At 62.3% G+C, this 17,752-nt stretch carries 17 protein-coding genes; 5 read left to right on the top strand and 12 right to left on the bottom strand.

Annotated features, from left to right (window positions below):
* The 12 genes from AAFM31_RS16100 to AAFM31_RS16045 all read right to left on the bottom strand — a co-directional run.
* The coding region (locus AAFM31_RS16100; protein ID WP_341708926.1) for a DUF262 domain-containing protein at positions 1 to 306 on the bottom strand (306 nt) is incomplete at its 3' end.
* 212 nt (positions 307 to 518) lie between these two features.
* Positions 519 to 890, bottom strand: a complete 372-nt coding sequence (locus tag AAFM31_RS16095; protein ID WP_341708925.1) for a hypothetical protein — start codon at positions 888 to 890, stop codon at positions 519 to 521.
* Positions 891 to 2,009: 1,119 nt separating this feature from the next.
* A complete protein-coding gene (locus AAFM31_RS16090) occupies positions 2,010 to 2,960 on the bottom strand; it encodes a 2-oxoglutarate and iron-dependent oxygenase domain-containing protein (RefSeq protein WP_341708924.1) in 951 nt (316 codons plus the stop codon).
* Between the two features lie 32 nt (positions 2,961 to 2,992).
* On the bottom strand, positions 2,993 to 4,339 hold the full coding sequence (locus AAFM31_RS16085; RefSeq protein ID WP_341708923.1) for an amidohydrolase: 1,347 nt from the start codon (positions 4,337 to 4,339) through the stop codon (positions 2,993 to 2,995).
* A gap of 94 nt (positions 4,340 to 4,433) precedes the next feature.
* Positions 4,434 to 4,937 (bottom strand): ureidoglycolate lyase, encoded by a 504-nt coding sequence (locus AAFM31_RS16080; RefSeq protein WP_341708922.1) that lies wholly within the window; start codon positions 4,935 to 4,937, stop codon positions 4,434 to 4,436.
* Positions 4,934 to 5,950: an allantoicase gene (alc, locus tag AAFM31_RS16075; protein ID WP_341708921.1), complete on the bottom strand. Its 1,017-nt coding sequence runs from the start codon at positions 5,948 to 5,950 to the stop codon at positions 4,934 to 4,936. Before alc ends, AAFM31_RS16080 begins: the two co-directional genes overlap by 4 nt.
* A gap of 2 nt (positions 5,951 to 5,952) precedes the next feature.
* The gene (puuE, locus tag AAFM31_RS16070; protein WP_341708920.1) at positions 5,953 to 6,885 is read right to left on the bottom strand and encodes an allantoinase PuuE; all 933 of its coding nucleotides are present in this window, start codon (positions 6,883 to 6,885) and stop codon (positions 5,953 to 5,955) included.
* The gene (locus AAFM31_RS16065) at positions 6,882 to 7,532 is read right to left on the bottom strand and encodes a TetR/AcrR family transcriptional regulator (RefSeq protein ID WP_341708919.1); all 651 of its coding nucleotides are present in this window, start codon (positions 7,530 to 7,532) and stop codon (positions 6,882 to 6,884) included. Before AAFM31_RS16065 ends, puuE begins: the two co-directional genes overlap by 4 nt.
* A gap of 64 nt (positions 7,533 to 7,596) precedes the next feature.
* Positions 7,597 to 8,361 (bottom strand): hypothetical protein, encoded by a 765-nt coding sequence (locus AAFM31_RS16060; protein ID WP_341708918.1) that lies wholly within the window; start codon positions 8,359 to 8,361, stop codon positions 7,597 to 7,599.
* A gap of 57 nt (positions 8,362 to 8,418) precedes the next feature.
* Complete coding sequence (locus AAFM31_RS16055; RefSeq protein WP_341708917.1) at positions 8,419 to 9,345, bottom strand: ABC transporter permease; 927 nt, start codon at positions 9,343 to 9,345, stop codon at positions 8,419 to 8,421.
* Position 9,346: 1 nt separating this feature from the next.
* Complete coding sequence (locus AAFM31_RS16050) at positions 9,347 to 10,429, bottom strand: ABC transporter permease (protein ID WP_341708916.1); 1,083 nt, start codon at positions 10,427 to 10,429, stop codon at positions 9,347 to 9,349.
* Positions 10,416 to 11,960: an ABC transporter ATP-binding protein gene (locus AAFM31_RS16045; protein WP_341708915.1), complete on the bottom strand. Its 1,545-nt coding sequence runs from the start codon at positions 11,958 to 11,960 to the stop codon at positions 10,416 to 10,418. Before AAFM31_RS16045 ends, AAFM31_RS16050 begins: the two co-directional genes overlap by 14 nt.
* 261 nt (positions 11,961 to 12,221) lie before the next feature.
* On the opposite strand from AAFM31_RS16045, the gene xdhA reads away from it, so the two are divergent.
* Genes xdhA through uraH form a run of 5 tightly spaced genes read left to right on the top strand, consistent with a single transcriptional unit; the run spans position 12,222 to position 17,751 of the window.
* On the top strand, positions 12,222 to 13,685 hold the full coding sequence (gene xdhA, locus AAFM31_RS16040) for a xanthine dehydrogenase small subunit (protein ID WP_341708914.1): 1,464 nt from the start codon (positions 12,222 to 12,224) through the stop codon (positions 13,683 to 13,685).
* Entirely contained in the window at positions 13,678 to 16,032 is a 2,355-nt protein-coding gene (xdhB, locus tag AAFM31_RS16035; RefSeq protein ID WP_341708913.1) for a xanthine dehydrogenase molybdopterin binding subunit, read from the top strand. The genes xdhA and xdhB overlap by 8 nt, the downstream gene beginning before the upstream one ends.
* A complete protein-coding gene (gene xdhC / locus AAFM31_RS16030) occupies positions 16,032 to 16,916 on the top strand; it encodes a xanthine dehydrogenase accessory protein XdhC (RefSeq protein ID WP_341708912.1) in 885 nt (294 codons plus the stop codon). The genes xdhB and xdhC overlap by 1 nt, the downstream gene beginning before the upstream one ends.
* Positions 16,913 to 17,413: a 2-oxo-4-hydroxy-4-carboxy-5-ureidoimidazoline decarboxylase gene (gene uraD / locus AAFM31_RS16025; RefSeq protein WP_341708911.1), complete on the top strand. Its 501-nt coding sequence runs from the start codon at positions 16,913 to 16,915 to the stop codon at positions 17,411 to 17,413. Before xdhC ends, uraD begins: the two co-directional genes overlap by 4 nt.
* Positions 17,410 to 17,751, top strand: coding sequence for a hydroxyisourate hydrolase (uraH, locus tag AAFM31_RS16020; RefSeq protein ID WP_238873392.1), 342 nt, complete (start codon positions 17,410 to 17,412; stop codon positions 17,749 to 17,751). The genes uraD and uraH overlap by 4 nt, the downstream gene beginning before the upstream one ends.
* Position 17,752: the final 1 nt, after the last annotated feature.

Below are 17,752 nucleotides of genomic sequence, written 5' to 3'. Positions count from 1 at the left end.
ATGATGCTCCTGCGTCAATTCAATAACCGTGTTGCACTCAGCTCCTGCAACCGCCATGGCATTCGTTCTTTGTTGGCCGTCAACAATGCATGAAACTGTCGACATTGTTTCAACATCAACCTTGCCTTTTGAGATGAAAATTTGTGGGAACGGGAGGCCAAGCAAAATGGTTTTTATAAAATCAATCTTATGAACTTCACGCCATACAAGATTTCTTTGGAAATATGCATCAGGTATGAGGCGCCCATTTCGTATTTCATTAAAAAGATTTAAAAGTGAGACTGACCGCACTCGATAATCAATCATTATATTGCCTTGGTTTCAATATAGTTTTTTATAGCCGATCGTTGCTTGTTCTCGAAGAAAGTTTGAGACATATAGATGCTAGCATTAATGGACTTAAATAAATCTCCATGCCTTATAGATAGCTGGCCAAAAAACTTATTCCATAATTTTCTTTCTTCGCACGTGGGCATTAAATCGGCTCTAAATATACCTTTTGTAAGGTATTCGAGATATTATTTTGCTACAGATTTTCCTGCCCGTACTGAAAATCCAGTGTTGTCAGAATATCCTTTCGTAACAGAAAAGATGGCCTCCATATATCTCCTGAACAACCCAGGATCAATGATTGCTATATCTAAATCTGAATTGCCAGGATCAAAGTCTTTTTGTTTGTGAAAACTCCTACCAGTTTTGGCCGATCCTGCGACTTGAATCGACATAATAGGAACTCTAAAGAAACAACTTATGTCGTTAAGGATCTGATATTGCCTCTCCTCGTCACCTATTAGAGCTTTCGTCGGGTAGGCCAGATACACCTTTCGAACGATCTCATTGTATGGCTTCCGGTCCCTCAGACCTAATTCTATCGACTCTATATGATTCATCTGTATTCCATAATTGTCGCGAGCCAGGGGGGTGCCTAACAGTGATTAGATCCCGCTAACTTTAATACGGCATAGTACCGGATGGGGTGATTTCGTATTCTCTTGTATTTCAATGGATTAACAGCGTTCTCGCGGGAGTGCGTTTCGTTAAGCTGCGCGAGGCTTAATGTCCCGTTGCTCGACGGCGGTGGCTTGCGCGCAGGTGAGGGCGCTGGCGGGTATTCGAGGTGAAATATGTCGAGTCTATGTAGCATCCATGCCTCCCGATGGGGCCGCGAGAAGTGCGGTGGTTTGATAGTGCTACTACACGCCGCGTTTGCCAACCCTGAATATGGCTAAAGGCTTGCTCAAGTAGCGCGGCCTTGCCGTGCAAAAGCGAACGTGGCGAATGCACGGACCCGAGTCCCGTTTACGCGGGCGAGTAGCGCAGATTTATCGGGAAAAAGAGCCACAGGATGTCTGAGGGGCGCAGCCCCGAGTTTTGTGGCTCCCCGATAAATCGAGCAACGCAGCGAACCCGAAGGGCCGCGTAGCCGGGTGCCCCGGGGGATTGCTAAGGGGGGCTGGGTAAGCAGCCCCCCTTGGCTCGCCGGAGAAGGCGAAAGGCGAGTTAGATACCGGCGCAGAGGTTGAGCAGCGGTGCGGTAATGGAGGCTGCACGGGCACGGCATGCCGTGCCCCTACGGGGATGGTGAGGCAGTCTGGAATGGACGCAGAGCGCCCTATCGAGGCATTCCCACGCAGAGCGTGGGAATGCCGGCATGCGTAGGCGCGAAGCGCGAGTTCTGCCGGGCAAGCAGCCCCTTGGCTCGCCGGAGAAGGCGAAAGGCGGGTTAGATAGCAGCGCAGAAGTAGAGCAATGGTGCGGTGCTGGAGGCAGAACGGGCACGGTATGCCGTGTCCCTACGGGGATGGTGAAGCAGTCTGGAATGGGCGCAGAGCGCCCTATCAGGCATTCCCACGCAGAGCGTGGGAACGATCAATAGTGTGGCGACGCAGAGCGTTCTGGCAGGCACGTACCGCCTTGAGTGCGTGGACCGTTGGGAGGGTCGAGCTCCTGCTCGACCGGCGGCGATCAATCGGGCCCAGTGGCCGAGTGGGAACTCGGCCTTCCCGGTGTCAGCTCGGCTCTACCCGATGCTCGTACGTGGCATTCAGGCGGGCGGTCAGGTATTCGGCGCAGGTAATCGGCTCATACTTCGGCGCTTCACCCGGAATCACGTCGCGCGGGTCGACGATGGAGTCGGGGTTCACTTCCAGGAAGAAGGCGATGGAGTAGCGCTCCTGCTCCGGCGGGCGGACGCGGTGCGGGGTGGAGACGTAGGTGTCGTTACTCCAGCGCATCAGGCAGTCGCCAATGTTGCAGACGAAGGCGCCCGGTACGTGCGGGGCGTCGATCCATTGGCCCTGACGGGTCAGCACCTGCAGGCCGGCGACCTTGTCGGTGGCCAGCAGGGTAACGTTGCCGTAGTCGGTGTGGGCACCGGCGCCGCCGTCTTCGCGGTCGATCTGACCGGCGCTGGCGGGGTAGCGCAGCATGCGCAGGGTGGCGATGGGGCTGGTCAGGTGCTGAACGAAGAAGTCTTCCGGCAGGCCCAGGTCAATCGCAAAGCCCTTGTGGATCAGGCGGCCGAGGGTCAGGCAGCCGTCGAAGTAGCCGAGCATGGCTTCGCGCCAGCCGTCGATCGGCGGCCAGAAGTTGACGCCGCGGAAGGGTTTGCCGGCCAGCACGTCCGGGTGGTCGGCCGGGAAGTCGGTGCCGATGTTGAAGGCTTCCTTCATGTCGGCGCCGGCTTCCGGGTTGAGCTTTTCGTCGGCCATGGCGACGTAGCCGCGGTTGTGTGGCGACTTCTTGATCGACATTTCCTGCTTGGTTTCCAGCGGCAACTCGAACACCCGTTTGGAGTTGGCGAACGCGCCAGCCATGACCTCTTCGGGGATGCCGTGATCGACGGCGTAGAAGAAGCCGATTTCACGGCAGGCAACGCCCAACTGGCGGGCGGTTTCGGCACGGACGGCCGGGTCTTCGCTGTTCAGGCCAGCGACGGAGATAAGGGGTAGTGATTGCATGTGATGACTCCTGACTGCGTGCGTGCAGTCGCTTAAACCATAGACGTACGCAGGTGCGATATATCGCGACACTGCTGAAACAGCGCCAGCCCGTGCTGCTGGGCCTCGCTGAGTACCTGTTGTTCGTTTACCCGGGTGGCGCGGCCGTTGGCGACCAGTTGCTGACCATCGACCCAGACCGCGGCGACGTTGCGGGCGTCGGCGGCGAAGACCAGATTCCACAGCAAATTGCCGCCTGCTGCATTGATCTCGGTTGGTGTCAGGTTGGGTTGCGCCAGATCGAGCAGCAGCAGGTCGGCCTGCTTGCCGACTTCCAGCGAGCCGATGCGGTCGCCGAGGCCCAGCGCGCGGGCGCCGTTGATGGTCGCCATGCGCAGTATCTGGTCGGCGGGCAGCACGGTGGCGTCCAGCCGGGTGGCCTTCTGGATCAGCGAGGCGAATTTCATTTCCTCGAACAGGCTGAGGCTGTTGTTGCACACCGGGCCGTCGGTGCCGAGGCCGACGGTGATGCCGGCGGCGAGCATTTCCGGTACCCGGGCCACGCCGCTGGCGAGCTTGGCGTTGCTGATCGGGCAGTGGCTGATGGCGGTTCCGGTATCGGCGATACGCTTGATCTCGTCGTCGTTCAGCCACACGCAGTGGGCGATCAGGGTGCGCTCACCGAGGATGCCGTAGTGATCGAGCTGGGCAATCGAGCGACGGCCGAAGTGCGCTTTGACCGCGTCGTCCTCTTCCTTCTGCTCACAGGCGTGGGTGTGAATACCAACGCCGTATTCGGCCTGGCATTCCAGTGCTTCGCGGTAGGCGTCGGGCGTGCAGTAGAACAGGTGCTCCAGCCCCATCCAGACCTGAATGCGACCGTTCTGGGTACCGTGGTGGCTGTGGATCAGCGCGCGGTTTTCGGCGCGGGTGGCAAAGAAGTCCTTGCCGGGCTCGTCGGCCACGTAGGGCGCCAGATTCACCCGCAGGCCGATCTCGCCGGCGGCATCGGCGCAGCGGTGCATGAAACGATACATGTCCATCACGCAGGTGGTGCCGCTTTTCAGCGCTTCCAGATAGCACAGGCGCGCCGCGTGGAAGGCGTATTCCTCGGTCAGGGCGCGGTGTTCCAGCTGGTAGTAGGGCAGCCATTCCATCAGCTGCATGTTCTCGGTCACGCCGCGCATCAGGCTGGAATGGGAGTGGGCATCGATCAGCCCCGGCAGCAGCGCGTGGCCGCTGGCGTCGATGACCGGCATGCCGGGCGGGATGATCACCTCGTCGCTCGGGCCGACAGCGCTGATGCGCCCGTGCTCGACGATCAGGGTGCCGCGCGGAATGACGCGGTTGTCTGGATCAACGGTAAAGATGGCTGCATCGCGCAGCGCAAAGTGGTTCATATGCACCTCATAGCAATCTGAACAGGCGTTGCCAGTTCAGGACACTGTGACGGCACGGCGGGCACGGAATGCATCAGCGTGGCTGATGGTTTCCTCAGAGGCTGTCCGAGCGGAGCACAACGGGTTGGTTAAGAATAACTTCGTCGCAATTATTACCTGGGCCGCGGCGGTCGACGATCAGATAGTCGGCGTCGCCGGTCAATGGCAGCAGCGGCGCGTGCCAGGTTCCGGCATGGTAACTGATGCCCTGGTCGCCTGGCACGTAGAACGCGCGCACGGCGGCCTCATCAAACTCGCCGGGTGCAGCGACCACGGCGTAAAACGCCTTGCCGTTGAGCGGCACAAAGGCTTGGCTGCCGAGCGGATGGCGCTCCATCAGGCTGATCTGAAGCGGCTCCAGCGGCTGGCCGCGGAAGATCGAGAGAATGCCCTCGGCGCCCTCACCCAGCAACTGCACCGCACCCAGCGCGTGGAAGCGCTGGGTGCGGCCGTTGTTGATCGGGAAGCTGTCGGCATCAACCGTGGAGATTACATCGCCGAACGGGGCGAAGGCCTCGCGGGTCAGCGGCTCGACGGTCAGTACGCGCGGGCTGCTCATAAAACCGGCTTGCCGAACAGGCGCAGACGACTGACGCCGCCATCGGGAATGATATTGAAGCGAATGTGCGTGATCGGGCCGAGATCGTTCAATTCGGTGAACTGGTGGATGGCATCGGCGGTCAGCGGCTGTTCGTCCATCAGGGTGTGCCAGAACATGCTCTGGGTGATCAGGCTCTTGGTGGTGCCCTGTTCAACGCAGGCGGCCTGGATCGAGCAGCGCGCCGGGAAGTTGCCCTTGAAGTGCGCGGTATCGACTTCCACCCGTTCGATGATGCCCTTGTGGCCGAGGGTGAGGATGCACCAGTCGTTGCCGGGCTCGCGGCGGCGGCGGGTTTCCCAGCCATCGCCCATGTCGGTGCCGCGGCCGGGGCGCAGCAGCTTGCGCGGCTCGCCGTAGTGGGCATCGCTCCAGGCCACCTGATTGCCGCCGTTTTCCAGTGCGATCAGGTTGATGGTCTGGCTGCTGTCGAGGTTCGACCAGTCGCAGTGCGGGGTGCCGTAGACGCGCAGGCGGGCGACGCCACCGTCCGGGTAGAGGTGCAGACGCAGGTGGGTCCAGACCTGATCGGAGTGCAGCTCATGGAAGTGGTGGGCGTTGCCGCCCAGTTCCACGGCGGACAGCAGCTCGGTCCACTCGCTGTCGTTGGTTGGCTCGGCGTTCGGGCTGTAGCAGGCCTCTAGCGAGACCGCCGGGGCGAAGTTGCCGGTGAAGAAACTGGTGTCAAAGTCGACGCCCTGCAGAGTGCCGGCCAGCGCCAGTTTGATGATCGCGGTGTCGTGGCCGGTGGTGCGGCGGCGGCGGGTTTCCCAGCCGTCCATCCACTTGCCGTTGTCGTCGTACAGGCCGGGGTAAAACGCCGCCGGTTCGGGATTGAGCATGCGGATGCCGGGGGCAAAGAATTGGTCGGTCGCCCAGAGGAATTCGGCGCCGAGGCTGGCGTCGGCCAGATTCAGGCCGGTCTTGGTAAACGCCGGGCCGTCGACGGCCGGGGCGATGATGGCAGTGCTCATGGTTAATCCTTGGCAGGCTGGTATGGGTGCGTCTGTTTCCAGTGCCGCGCGATGTCGATGCGACGGGTGATCCAGACCTTGTCGTGGCTCTGGATGTGATCAAGAAAGCGTTGCAGCGCGCGGAAGCGGCCGGGGCGCCCGACCAGCCGGCAGTGCAGGCCGATCGAGAGCATCTTGGGCGCTTCGGCGCCCTCGGCGTAGAGCACGTCGAAGGCATCCTTGAGGTACTGGAAGAACTGCTCGCCGCTGTTGAAACCGCCGGCGATGGCAAAGCGCATGTCGTTGGTGTCCAGCGCGTAGGGCACCACGAGGTGCGGCTGCGGGCCGGCACCGGCATCCACCGTGGTCCAGAACGGCAGGTCGTCGCCGTAGTAGTCGCTGTCGTACTCGAAGCCGCCAGCCTCGACCACCAGTCGGCGGGTGTTCGGACTGTCGCGGCCGGTGTACCAGCCCAGTGGCGGCGCACCGGTGAGTTCGGTGTGCAGCTCGATGGCCTGCTGCATGTGCTCGCGCTCACGCGCTTCGCTCATGTCCTGGTAGTGAATCCAGCGCAGGCCATGGCAGGCGATCTCGTGGCCGTCCTCAATGAAGGCGCGGACCATATCGGGGTGGCGCTGCAGGGCCATGCTGACGCCAAACACGGTCAGCGGCAGGCCGCGCTGGCGGAACTCGCGCAGGATGCGCCAGGCACCGGCGCGCGAGCCGTATTCGTAGAGTGATTCCATGCTCATGTGGCGGTCGGCAAAGGCCTGCGCGCCAATAATGTCGGAGAGGAAGACTTCGGAGTGACTGTCGCCATGCAGCACACAGTTCTCGCCGCCCTCTTCGTAGTTCAGCACGAACTGCACGGCGATGCGTGCCTGCCCCGGCCAGTTGGCCTGCGGCGGCTCGGCACCGTAGCCGATCAGATCGCGTGGGTAGTGCGCGTTGCTCATCTCTTCGGTACCTCGAGGCCGCAGCCGCGAAGAATGATGTCGGTAAGGAAGTCGGCCACTCGGTCGAAGTCCTGTTTTTCATACTCGGCCTTGTTTTCGACCATCAGCACCTGCACCTGGAAGTCGGCGTAGTGCTGGGTAGAAGACCAGATCAGGAAGATCAGCTGTACCGGGTCGACCGGCGCCATACGGCCCTGATCAATCCACTGTTGCATGACCCCGGCACGGCCGCGCACCCATTCGCGCATGTTGGTGCGCAGGTGGGTCATCAGGAAGGGCGCGCCCTGGATGATTTCCATGGCAAACAAACGGGAGGCCAGCGGGTACAGGCGGGCCATATCGACCTTGGCGCGGATGAAACTGGCCAGCGCCTCGGCGGGGTCGTCGTCGACGGTCACGCTGGAGAACACCGCGTTCCAGCGCTCGAGAATATCGTCGAACATGGCTGCGTAGATCTTCTTCTTGTTGCTGAAGTAGTACAGCACGTTCGATTTGGGCAGTTCGGCCCGTTCGGCAATGTTCTGAATGGTGGCGCCGCGAAAACCGTGCAGGGCAAATTCCTGTTCGGCGGCGGCCAGAATGATTTCGTGGTTGCGCTCGCGGATGCGACCGGGTCGGTAGGTTTTGGATGCGTTTTTGGTTGTCATCTGTTCCATCGCCTCTACACCATTACAGGGAGCTCGGCCGCAGCCGAACTCCCCATTGCCACGATCAGAAGTGGAATTTCACCAGCGCGCTGACCGCGTTTTCGGTTTCCATTACGTCGTCGTTCAGGCCGTACTTGTTGTTCCAGTAAGAGTACTCGATACCTGCGTAGAGTACGCCCGGCTTGCCACGGTAGTTACCCAGGTCCAGCTTCAGCTGCGGGTTGAAGTGGAAGTCGGACTTGTGATCGTCTTCAGCCGTGGACCAGTCGATGTAGCCGTCGAACAGGACACGGGTGCTGCCAAATTCCATCGCCTTGCCCCAGACGACGGTGGTTTGATAGTCGTCAGAGGTTTCGCTGTTGTCCACGTAGTAGAAACGGGTTGCGAAGTACATGAAGCCCGGCACGTTCCAGTCGATACCCGGACCAACCATGTAGTTGTTGACGTTGGTGCCGCCGCCAAATTCGTACTGACCGGACAGGGTGAAGTCCTTGATCATGCCGCCGCCCAGCTTGCTGCCGGTCAGCCAGCTCAGGCTCAGGTTCGGCGAGAACTCACCGTACAGGTCGTCGGAGTCGGTGTCTTTGCCGTGACCCTGGTTACGGTCAACGAAGAAGAAGGTGCTGCCCCAGTCGTGACCGCTGGCATTCTCGAAAGTGAAGAATGTCTGGGAGGTCTTCTTGCCAGCACCGTCGAAGTTAACGCGAGAGTAGTCATCGCTGTACAGGATCGAGATGCTGGAGTCGGAGAAATACTTCTCAGCGTGTGCAGCGGGTACGAAGGCGCCTGCGATGCAAGCGGCGATCAGCGTTTTTTGCAGTGTGCTCATATTCAATGCTTCCTGAGATATAAAATTTAGTTTTGATTGGCATAGTGGGTGCTCAAGTTATTTACTCGGCCTATAGGGTTGGCCGATTGATAGGGGTGTGTTGAGACGGGTCCGCGCGGGATTCCACGACAACAGCACCAGGACAATGATGGTGACGACATAGGGCAGCATGGCCAGCAGCTCAGTCGAGCTGTTCCAGCCGAGCCCCTGCAGCACCAGGTGCAAGATGCTGGCGGCGCCGAACAGATAGGCGCCGAGCAGCACACGCTCGGGTTTCCAGGTGGCGAATACCACCAGGGCCAGCGCGATCCAGCCGCGACCGGCAGTCATGTTTTCCGTCCACATCGGGGTGTAGGCCAGTGACAGGTAGGCGCCCGCCAGGCCAGCCATCGCACCGCCGAAGGCGACCGCCATATAGCGCACCGGCAGCACCTTCAAACCGTTGGCGTTGGCCGCTTCCGGGGACTCGCCGACGGCGCGCAGAATCAGGCCGCCGCGGCTGTATTTGAGGAAGCAGAACACCAGCACGAAGATCAGCAGCGAGCCGTAAACCAGCAGGTCCTGGTTGAACAGCACCTGGCCGATAACCGGGATGTCCGACAGCAGCGGAATGGCGATCTTGTCGAAGCCGTCGATCGACTGGCCGACAAAGCCTGCGCCGACGAAGGAACTCAGGCCGATACCGAAGATGGTCAGCGCCAGGCCAGCGGCATACTGGTTGGCAGCCAGGGTGATGGCCATCAGTGCGAACAGCATGGACATGACCACGCCGCCGAGCATCGCCGCCAGCACGCCCATCGCCAGGCTGCCGGTGGAGGTGGCGGCGATAAAGCCGATCACCGCGCCCATCAGCATCATGCCTTCCTGACCGAGGTTGAGGACGCCAGAGCGTTCGCACACCAGTTCACCGAGGGCGACCAGCAGCAGCGGGGTGCCGGCGACCAGTGTCGCGGCGAGTACGTTGGTAATCAGTACGCTGTCCATCTCAGGCCTCCCCTGCTACGGCCTTGGGGGCCCGACGAATGCGAATGCGGTAGTGGATGAAGGCGTCACAGGTCAGCAGGTAGAACAGCAGCAGCCCCTGGAACAACCCGGTGATCGCCTTCGGCAGGGCCATGGCGATCTGCAGCATTTCGCCGCCCATGAAGGTCAGTGCCAGCAGCGCCGCGGCTAGAATGATGCCCACGGCCTGCATGCGCCCGAGGAACACCACGATGATCGCGGTGTAGCCATAACCGGGTGACACCTGCGGCACCAGCTGGCCGAGCGGGCCAGTCACCTCTGACGCGCCAGCCAGACCGGCCAGTGCACCGGCGGCCATGAACGCCAGGAGGGTCAGGCGCTTGGCCGGGAAGCCGGCAAACGCGGCGGCGCGATCGTCCTGACCCAGGACCTTGAGCTGAAAGCCGATAAAGGTACGGGCGAACAGCACGCCGACCGCAACCGCTGCCAGCAGGCCGAACAGCAGGCCGATGTGCAGGCGGGTGTCGGGGATCAGCTTGGGCAGCAGCGCCGCCGCGGCAAACATCTCCGACTGCGGGAAGCCGAAACCGTACGGGTCCTTCAGCGGGCCGTGAACCGCGTACAGCAGCAGGTTCAGGGCGATGTAGTTGAGCATGATGGTGGTCAGGATTTCGTTGCAGTGGAACTGCGTTTTCAGCAGCCCCGCCAGCAGCGCCCAAACCGCACCGGCGACCATGCCGGCGATCAGCACCAGCGGCAGTACCCAGGGGCCGCTCTGGCTGCTCAACTGCAGCGCAATCACGCTGGCCCACAGTGCGCCCATCAGGAAGTGCCCTTCGGCACCGATATTCCACAGCTTGGCCCGGTAGCAGATGGTCAGACCAGCGGCGCAGAGCAGCAGCGGGGCCATCTTCAGACCCAGCTCGGCCCAGCCGTGCGAGTCACTCAGTGGGGTCAGGAAGAAGAAGGTCAGACCTTCCACCGGGTCCTTGCCGAGGGCCAGGAACATGCCCATACCGGTGATGATGGTCAGGATCAGTGCCAGCAACGGGGAAGCCCACTGCATGGCGCGGGAGTCGACGGCGCGACGCTCAAGCGACAGCATGGGAAACCTCCGAAGGTGCGGCGCTGGGGAAATCACCCGCCATCCACTGGCCGAGTTGTTCAATGGTCAGGTCACTGGTGTTGACCAGCGGGGACAGGCGCCCGGCGCAGATCGCGCCCATGCGGCCACAGAGCTGGAACAGCTCGTCCAGGTCCTCGGAGATCAGCAGCACCGCGGCGCCCTCGTCACGCAGACGCACCAGCGCCTCGTGGATGGCGACCGCCGAACCGACGTCGACGCCCCAGGTCGGGTGCGAGGCGACCAGCAGCTTGGGTTGCTGCAGCGCTTCGCGACCGATGATGAATTTCTGCAGGTTGCCGCCGGACAGGCTGGTGGCGTGGCTGTCGATGCTCGCAGTGCGCACACCGAAGGCCTCGACGATACGCGAGGCGTAGTCGCGAACCTTGTTCATCGCTACCCAGCCCTTGCTCACCATGCCTTCGCCATAAGCGGTCAGCAGGCTGTTGTCGACCAGCGACATGGATGGCACCGCACCGCGGCCAAGGCGCTCTTCCGGTACGACCGCAACGCCGAGGCGGCGGCGCAGGCCCGGTTTGGCCTGCCCGATGGCGACGCCGTTGAGGGTGATGCTGTCATTGCGGACCAGTGCTTCACCGGACAGGGCGCGCAGCAGCTCGTCCTGACCGTTGCCGGCAACCCCGGCAATACCGACGATCTCGCCGGCGCGCAGGGCCATGCAGATGTCCTGCAGGTTGGTGCCAAACGGGTCGCTGGTGCGGTAATCCAGGTGGCTGACATCCAGCAGCACGTCGCCCGGCGCGCGCGGTTCAACGCGGGTCGATAGCGGGGTTTCGTTGCCGACCATCATCCGCGCGATATCGTCGGTGCTTACCTCGCCCGGGTTGCACTCGCCGGTCACCCGGCCCTGGCGCAGCACGGTAGCGCGGTGGCAGAGGTCACGTACTTCCTGCAACTTGTGGCTGATAAACAGAATGCTGCAGCCCTCCTGCGACAGCTGGCGCAGGGTGCGGAACAGGGTTTCTACCTCCTGCGGCGTCAGCACCGAGGTAGGCTCGTCTAGAATCAGAAGAGAGCTTTCCTGAATCAGGCAACGCACGATCTCGACCCGCTGGCGCTCGCCAATCGACAGGGTGTTGACGTAGCGGCGCGGATCCAGCGCCATGCCGTAGTGTTCAGAGACTTCGCTGATGCGCTGTTCCAGCTTGCGGCGATCGCGGGCTTGGTCGGCCGGCAGGCTGAGCGCGATGTTTTCAGCGACGGTCAGGGTTTCGAACAGGGAAAAATGCTGGAACACCATGCCGATACCCAGTTCGCGGGCATGGGCAGGGCCCTGCAGGGTCAACGGGTGACCATTCCAGGTGATGCTACCGGCGTCGGGTTGGATGACGCCGTAGATGATTTTCATCAGGGTGCTCTTGCCGGCGCCATTCTCGCCGAGCAGGGCATGGATTTCGCCTGCGTTGACTGTGAGCTGGACACCGTCGTTCGCCCGGCATCCCGGGTACTCCTTGACGATGTTTTCCAGCTTCAGGCGTTCTGCGGTTGCCATTCAGTTTCCTCGATGGGCGTTGTGCCGGCGTATATAAGTGACAGGCCGGGCTGCGCCCCATTAATAACTGACCAATCAATCAACATTTGCAACGACAGCAATTTGCTTGCCAAAACCGAAAAAAGTATAAAAAAGATATTTTTCGGACTAGTTGGTCAAGTTTTTGCAAATCTACGCTCAGAGCCTGTATGCGCCCGTTAGTGGCGCTGAGCCTGGACACCGCCTGAAACGGGCCAAACTGCGGATAGAGCGGAGACGAACGTGATTGAGTTCTACCTGAATGGTCAGCCGGAAAAACTTGACCGAGCTGACCCAAACATGAGCATTCTTGATTGGCTGCGCACCAAAAAGCGGCTTAGCGGCACCAAGGAAGGATGCGCATCCGGCGACTGCGGGGCTTGTACCGTACTGGTCGGTACCCCTGCAGCCGACGGCGCGCTGCATTATACGGCAATCAACAGTTGCATCAGCCTGATCGGCTCGCTGCACGGCAAACATCTGATCAGCGTGGATGCCTTGCAGGGCGAAAATGCCCATCCGGTGCAGACCGCGATGGTCGAATGCAGCGGGTCGCAATGCGGCTTCTGCACGCCGGGCTTCATTATGTCGATGGTCGGCCTGCATCAGCAGGTGGCGGGTAACGGCAGCGCCAGCGAGCATCAGATGATGGAAGCGCTGGCCGGCAACCTGTGCCGTTGCACGGGGTATCGCCCGATTGTTGAAGCCGGACGTCGCACCCTGGTGGATGCCGTGCAGCAATGGGACGGCGCCGCGCTGTTTGAACCGGCACCGGCTGAGCAGTTCTCTGTGGCGCGCGCCACAGCGGCCAGCCTGGTGGACGACGCCGGCAAGCGCTTCGATGCGCCGGTCGAGCTGAGTGAACTGCGCAGCCTGCTGGCGGACAACCCGGGCGCTCGCCTAGTCGCCGGCAGCACCGATCTGGCACTGGAAATCACCCAGCAACTGAAGGAGCTGCCGCAGCTGGTATCGGTCGAGCAGATCGCCGAGTTGCATGCACTGGAAAGTGACGCAAAAAACCTGACCATCGGGTCGGCTGCGACCTACAGCGAGTTTGGCGCGACCCTCAGCGCCGACTGGCCGGCCTTCGCTCCGATGCTGGAACGGCTCGGTTCGCTGCAGATTCGTAACCGCGGCACCCTTGGCGGGAATATCGGTAACGCCTCGCCCATCGGTGACATGCCACCGCCGTTGATCGCGCTGGGAGCCGAAATCCAGCTCGACAGCGCCAATGGCGAGCGCTGGATTGCGCTGGAAGACTTCTTTGTCGACTACAAGAAAACCGTGCTGGCGCCGGGTGAGTTCATCCGTGCGGTGCGGGTGCCGCGCCCGCAGGCGAATGAAAAGCTGTTTATCTACAAGATTTCCAAGCGGCTGGACGACGATATTTCCGCGGTGCTCGGTGCCTTCTGGCTGCAATTTGACGGGGATACCGTCAGCGACTGCCGGCTGGCCTTTGGCGGCATGGCCGGCATTCCCAAGCGGGCGGCCGGCGCCGAGGCGGCGCTGCGCGGTGCGCGCTTCGATGAAACCGCGGTCGCGGCTGCGCAAGTGGCACTGGCTGCTGACTTCACGCCCCTGTCCGATGTACGCGCCTCGGCCAGTTACCGCACCACGGTGGCTGGCAACCTGCTGCTGCGCGCCCTGTATGAATTCCGTGCCGGCGATGCTGGCAAGGCCCAGCTGATGGTGACCGACTATGCGTAAACTGCCCCGTGATGTATCCCGCCCGACTGGCCAGCCGTTCGGTGTCGCCGGCCAGAGCACGTTGCACGAGAGCGCCTGGCTGCACGTCAGTGGTCAGGCCCGCTATATCGATGACCTGCCCGAGCCTGAAGGCATTCTGCACGCCGCAGTCGGCCACAGTGAGCAGCCGCACGCGCGCATCACCAAGCTGGATCTGGACGCCGTGCGCGCCTATCCCGGTGTGGTCGCGGTGCTGACCATCGCCGATGTACCCGGTCATACCGATATCGGCCCGATTTTCCCGGGCGATCCGGTGCTGGCCAGCGAGCTGGTCGAGCATATCGGCCAGCCGATCTTTGCGGTTGCTGCGACCAGTCACACGGCCGCGCGCAAGGCGGCGAAGCTGGCCAAGGTCGAGTACGAGGCGCTACCGGCGATCTTTGATACCCGCGAGGCGCTGGCCAAAGAGTTCTTCGTACGCCCCAGCCATACCCAGCAACGCGGTGATCCGGATGCGGCACTGGTTGCTGCGCCGCATCGTCTTAAAGGTGAAATCAACGTCGGCGGGCAGGAGCACTTCTATCTGGAAGGTCAGGCCAGCCTGGTGCTGCCGCAGGAAGACGGTGGCATGTTCGTGCACACCTCCAGCCAGCATCCGGCCGAAGTGCAGAAGCTGGTCGCCGAGGTGTTGGGTATTCCGCTGCACGCGGTGACCACTTCGGTACGCCGCATGGGCGGCGGCTTTGGCGGCAAGGAAACCCAGGCCGCGCCGGTGGCCTGTGTTGCTGCGCTGTTGGCCAACGCCACCAAGCGCCCGGTGAAGTACCGGCTGTCGCGCCCGGATGACATGGTGCAGACCGGCAAGCGCCACGACTTCTTCAACACCTACGACATCGGCTTCGACGAGCAGGGCGTGATTCAGGGCGCCGAGATCATCGTTGCCGGCCGCTGCGGTTACTCGCCGGACTTGTCCAGCGCGATTGTCGAGCGGGCCATGTTCCACTCCGATAACGCCTATTACCTCGATCAGGCGCGGGTCACCGGCCACTGCTGCAAGACCCACACGGTGTCCAACACCGCGTTCCGCGGCTTTGGCGGCCCCCAGGGCATGATGGTGATCGAACAGGCGGTGGACGATATCGCCCGTCACCTGCAGCTGGATCCGCTGGAGGTGCGCAAGCGCAACCTCTACCGCGAAGGCCGCGATACCACCCACTACGGCCAGACCATCACCCATCACGTGCTGCCGGAACTGATCAGCCAGCTGGAAACCAGCTCAGACTATCAGGCCCGCCGTGCCGAGATCACCGCTTTCAACCAGCAGAGCCCGGTGCTCAAGCGTGGTCTGGCGCTGACCCCGGTCAAGTTCGGTATCTCGTTCACCGCCAAGCACCTCAATCAGGCGGGAGCGCTGGTGCTGATCTACACCGACGGCAGCCTGCAGGTGAACCACGGCGGCACCGAGATGGGTCAGGGCCTGTACATCAAGATCGCACAGGTGGTCGCTGCGGTCTTCCAGGTCGACGTCGACAAGGTGAAAGTCACCGCAACCCGTACCGACAAGGTGCCGAATGCCTCGCCGACGGCGGCATCATCCGGTTCCGACCTTAACGGCATGGCAGCGCTGGACGCCTGCGAGAAGATCAAGGCGCGGTTGATTACCTTCGGCGCTGATCTGTTTGGCTGCGACGAAGAACAGGTGCGTTTCGAGAACAATCAGGTGGTCGCCGGTGACGCTCGCATGGACTGGGGCGACTTTATCCAGAAGGCCTATATGAACCGGGTGGCGCTGTCGTCCTCCGGCTTCTATGCCACCCCGAACATCTACTACGACCACGCCAAGGGTCAGGGCCATCCGTTCCTGTACTACGCCAACGGCGCGGCCTGCTCCGAGGTGGTGCTCGATACCCTGACCGGTGAATACCGGGTGGTGCGTACCGACATCCTGCACGACGCTGGCCAGTCGCTGAACCCGGATATCGACATCGGCCAGATTGAGGGCGGTTTCATTCAGGGCATGGGCTGGCTGACCACCGAGGAGCTGGTTTACAGCGACAACGGCCGGCTGCTGACCACCGGGCCTGCCACCTACAAGATTCCGGCGATCTCCGACACGCCGCCGGATCTGCGCGTCAAGCTGATGGCCAACAGTCCGAACAAGGAAGCCACGGTATTCCGCTCCAAGGCGGTCGGTGAGCCGCCGTTGATGCTCGGCATTGCCGTGTGGAGCGCGCTGCGTGATGCGGTCGCCAGCATCAACGATGGCCGTTACAGCCCGCCGCTGGACACCCCGGCTACCCCGGAACGGATGCTCAACGCAGTCAACGCCGCGAAGGCCTGGCAGGCCGCGCAGCAGGAGGCAGTGTGATGAACAGAAACCTGCGCTGGTTCGAGGCGGTCGCCGACTGCGAGCAGCGCGGCGAGCCCTACGTGCTGGTCACCGTGGTTGGGGTGACCGGTTCGGTGCCGCGTGAACCGTCGAGCAAGATGGTGATCACCGGTGAGTACACCTGGGACACCATCGGCGGCGGCCATCTGGAGTATCTGGTCACCGCTCGCGCCCGTGAGCAGCTGGCTGCCAGCCGCTTCGAGACGGTCATGGAGCACTTCCCGCTCGGCGCGTCGCTGGGCCAGTGCTGCGGCGGCAGCGTCTCGGTGCTGCTCGAAGGCCAGCCCGGCAGTGATGCGCGGCTGGTGGTGTTTGGCGCCGGCCACGTGGCGCAGGCGCTGATGACGGTGATGGGCCAACTGCCTTGGCAGGTCACTCTGGTCGACTCGCGTGCCGAGGTGTTTCCCGCCGATCTGGCGCCGAACATCGAGGCCGTGCACACCGACGATCCGGTCGGCGATGCGCCGGCGCTGTGCCGTGGCCGTCACGTGCTGATCCTGACCCACAACCATCAACTCGACTACGACCTGTGCCGCGCCTTGCTGGACGCCGGTGATGCGGCCTCGGTCGGCCTGATCGGCTCGCAGACCAAGGCCGATCGCTTCCGCCAGCGGCTCACCCATCGCGGCTACAGTGACGCGCAGATCGCCAGCATTCGCTGCCCGGTCGGCCGCAGTAACGTGCCCGGCAAGCGGCCGATGGAGGTTGCGGTGTCGATTACCGCCGAGTTGCTGTCGTTCGGCACTGCCAGCACCACCCGCGGCCCGCGCCGTGGCGTCAGCTGGCCGCAGCTGCGTGATTTGATGAAACAGGGCGAGATGCCCGCAGCACAGACATCGCAATCGGCGGTGGAGACAAAATGACTCTGGAACACCTGAACAACCTGCCTGAAGACGAGGCGCTGGCGGTCTTTCGTGACTGCTGCGCCGCTGACGCCTGGGCGCGTCCGATGGTCGCCGCCCGCCCCTACAACAGCGCCGAAGCGCTGCACGGCACCGCCCGCGCGCTTTGGCCGAACCTGCACGAAGCCGACTGGCTGGTGGCCTTCGAGGCACACCCGAAGATCGGCGACATCAAGAGCCTGAAAGCCAAATACGCCAGCACCGAAGCGCTGGCCAGCGGCGAGCAGGCCGGGGCGCGGGTCGCCTCGGACGCCGTGCTGCAGCGGCTGAAGGAAGGCAACGACGCCTACCTCGACAAGTTCGGCTTTATCTTCATCGTCTGTGCCACCGGCAAGAGCGCCGAACAGATGCTTGAGCTGCTGGAGGCGCGTCTGCCGAACAGCCGCGAGCAGGAGCTGCGCATCGCCGCCGAAGAGCAGGCCAAGATCACCCACATTCGTCTGGACAAGCTGCTATGAGCAAGAGCCCGATCACCACCCATATTCTCGACCTCGGCAGCGGCAAGCCTGCTGCCGGTGTACGCATTGTGCTTGAGCAGCAGCAGGGCGACAGCTGGGTCACGCTGGCCAGTGCCGAGACCGATGCCGATGGCCGCGTGCTGAACGGCTTCGGCAGCGAAGCGGTCGCCGGCGTCTACCGCCTGACCTTCGACACCGACGGCTATTACGCGGCGCAGGGCCTGCGCTGCTTCTACCCGGCGGTCACCATTGCCTTCCGCCTGGATGACGTGCAGGCCCATTACCACGTGCCGCTGCTGCTCAATCAGTGGGGCTATTCGACTTACCGGGGGAGCTAGG

The sequence above is a fragment of the Halopseudomonas sp. genome (genome assembly GCF_038130085.1).
GTDB lineage: Bacteria > Pseudomonadota > Gammaproteobacteria > Pseudomonadales > Pseudomonadaceae > Halopseudomonas.
Note: the sequence above shows the minus strand (reverse complement) of the source record. Positions and strands in the feature narration are given on the sequence as shown.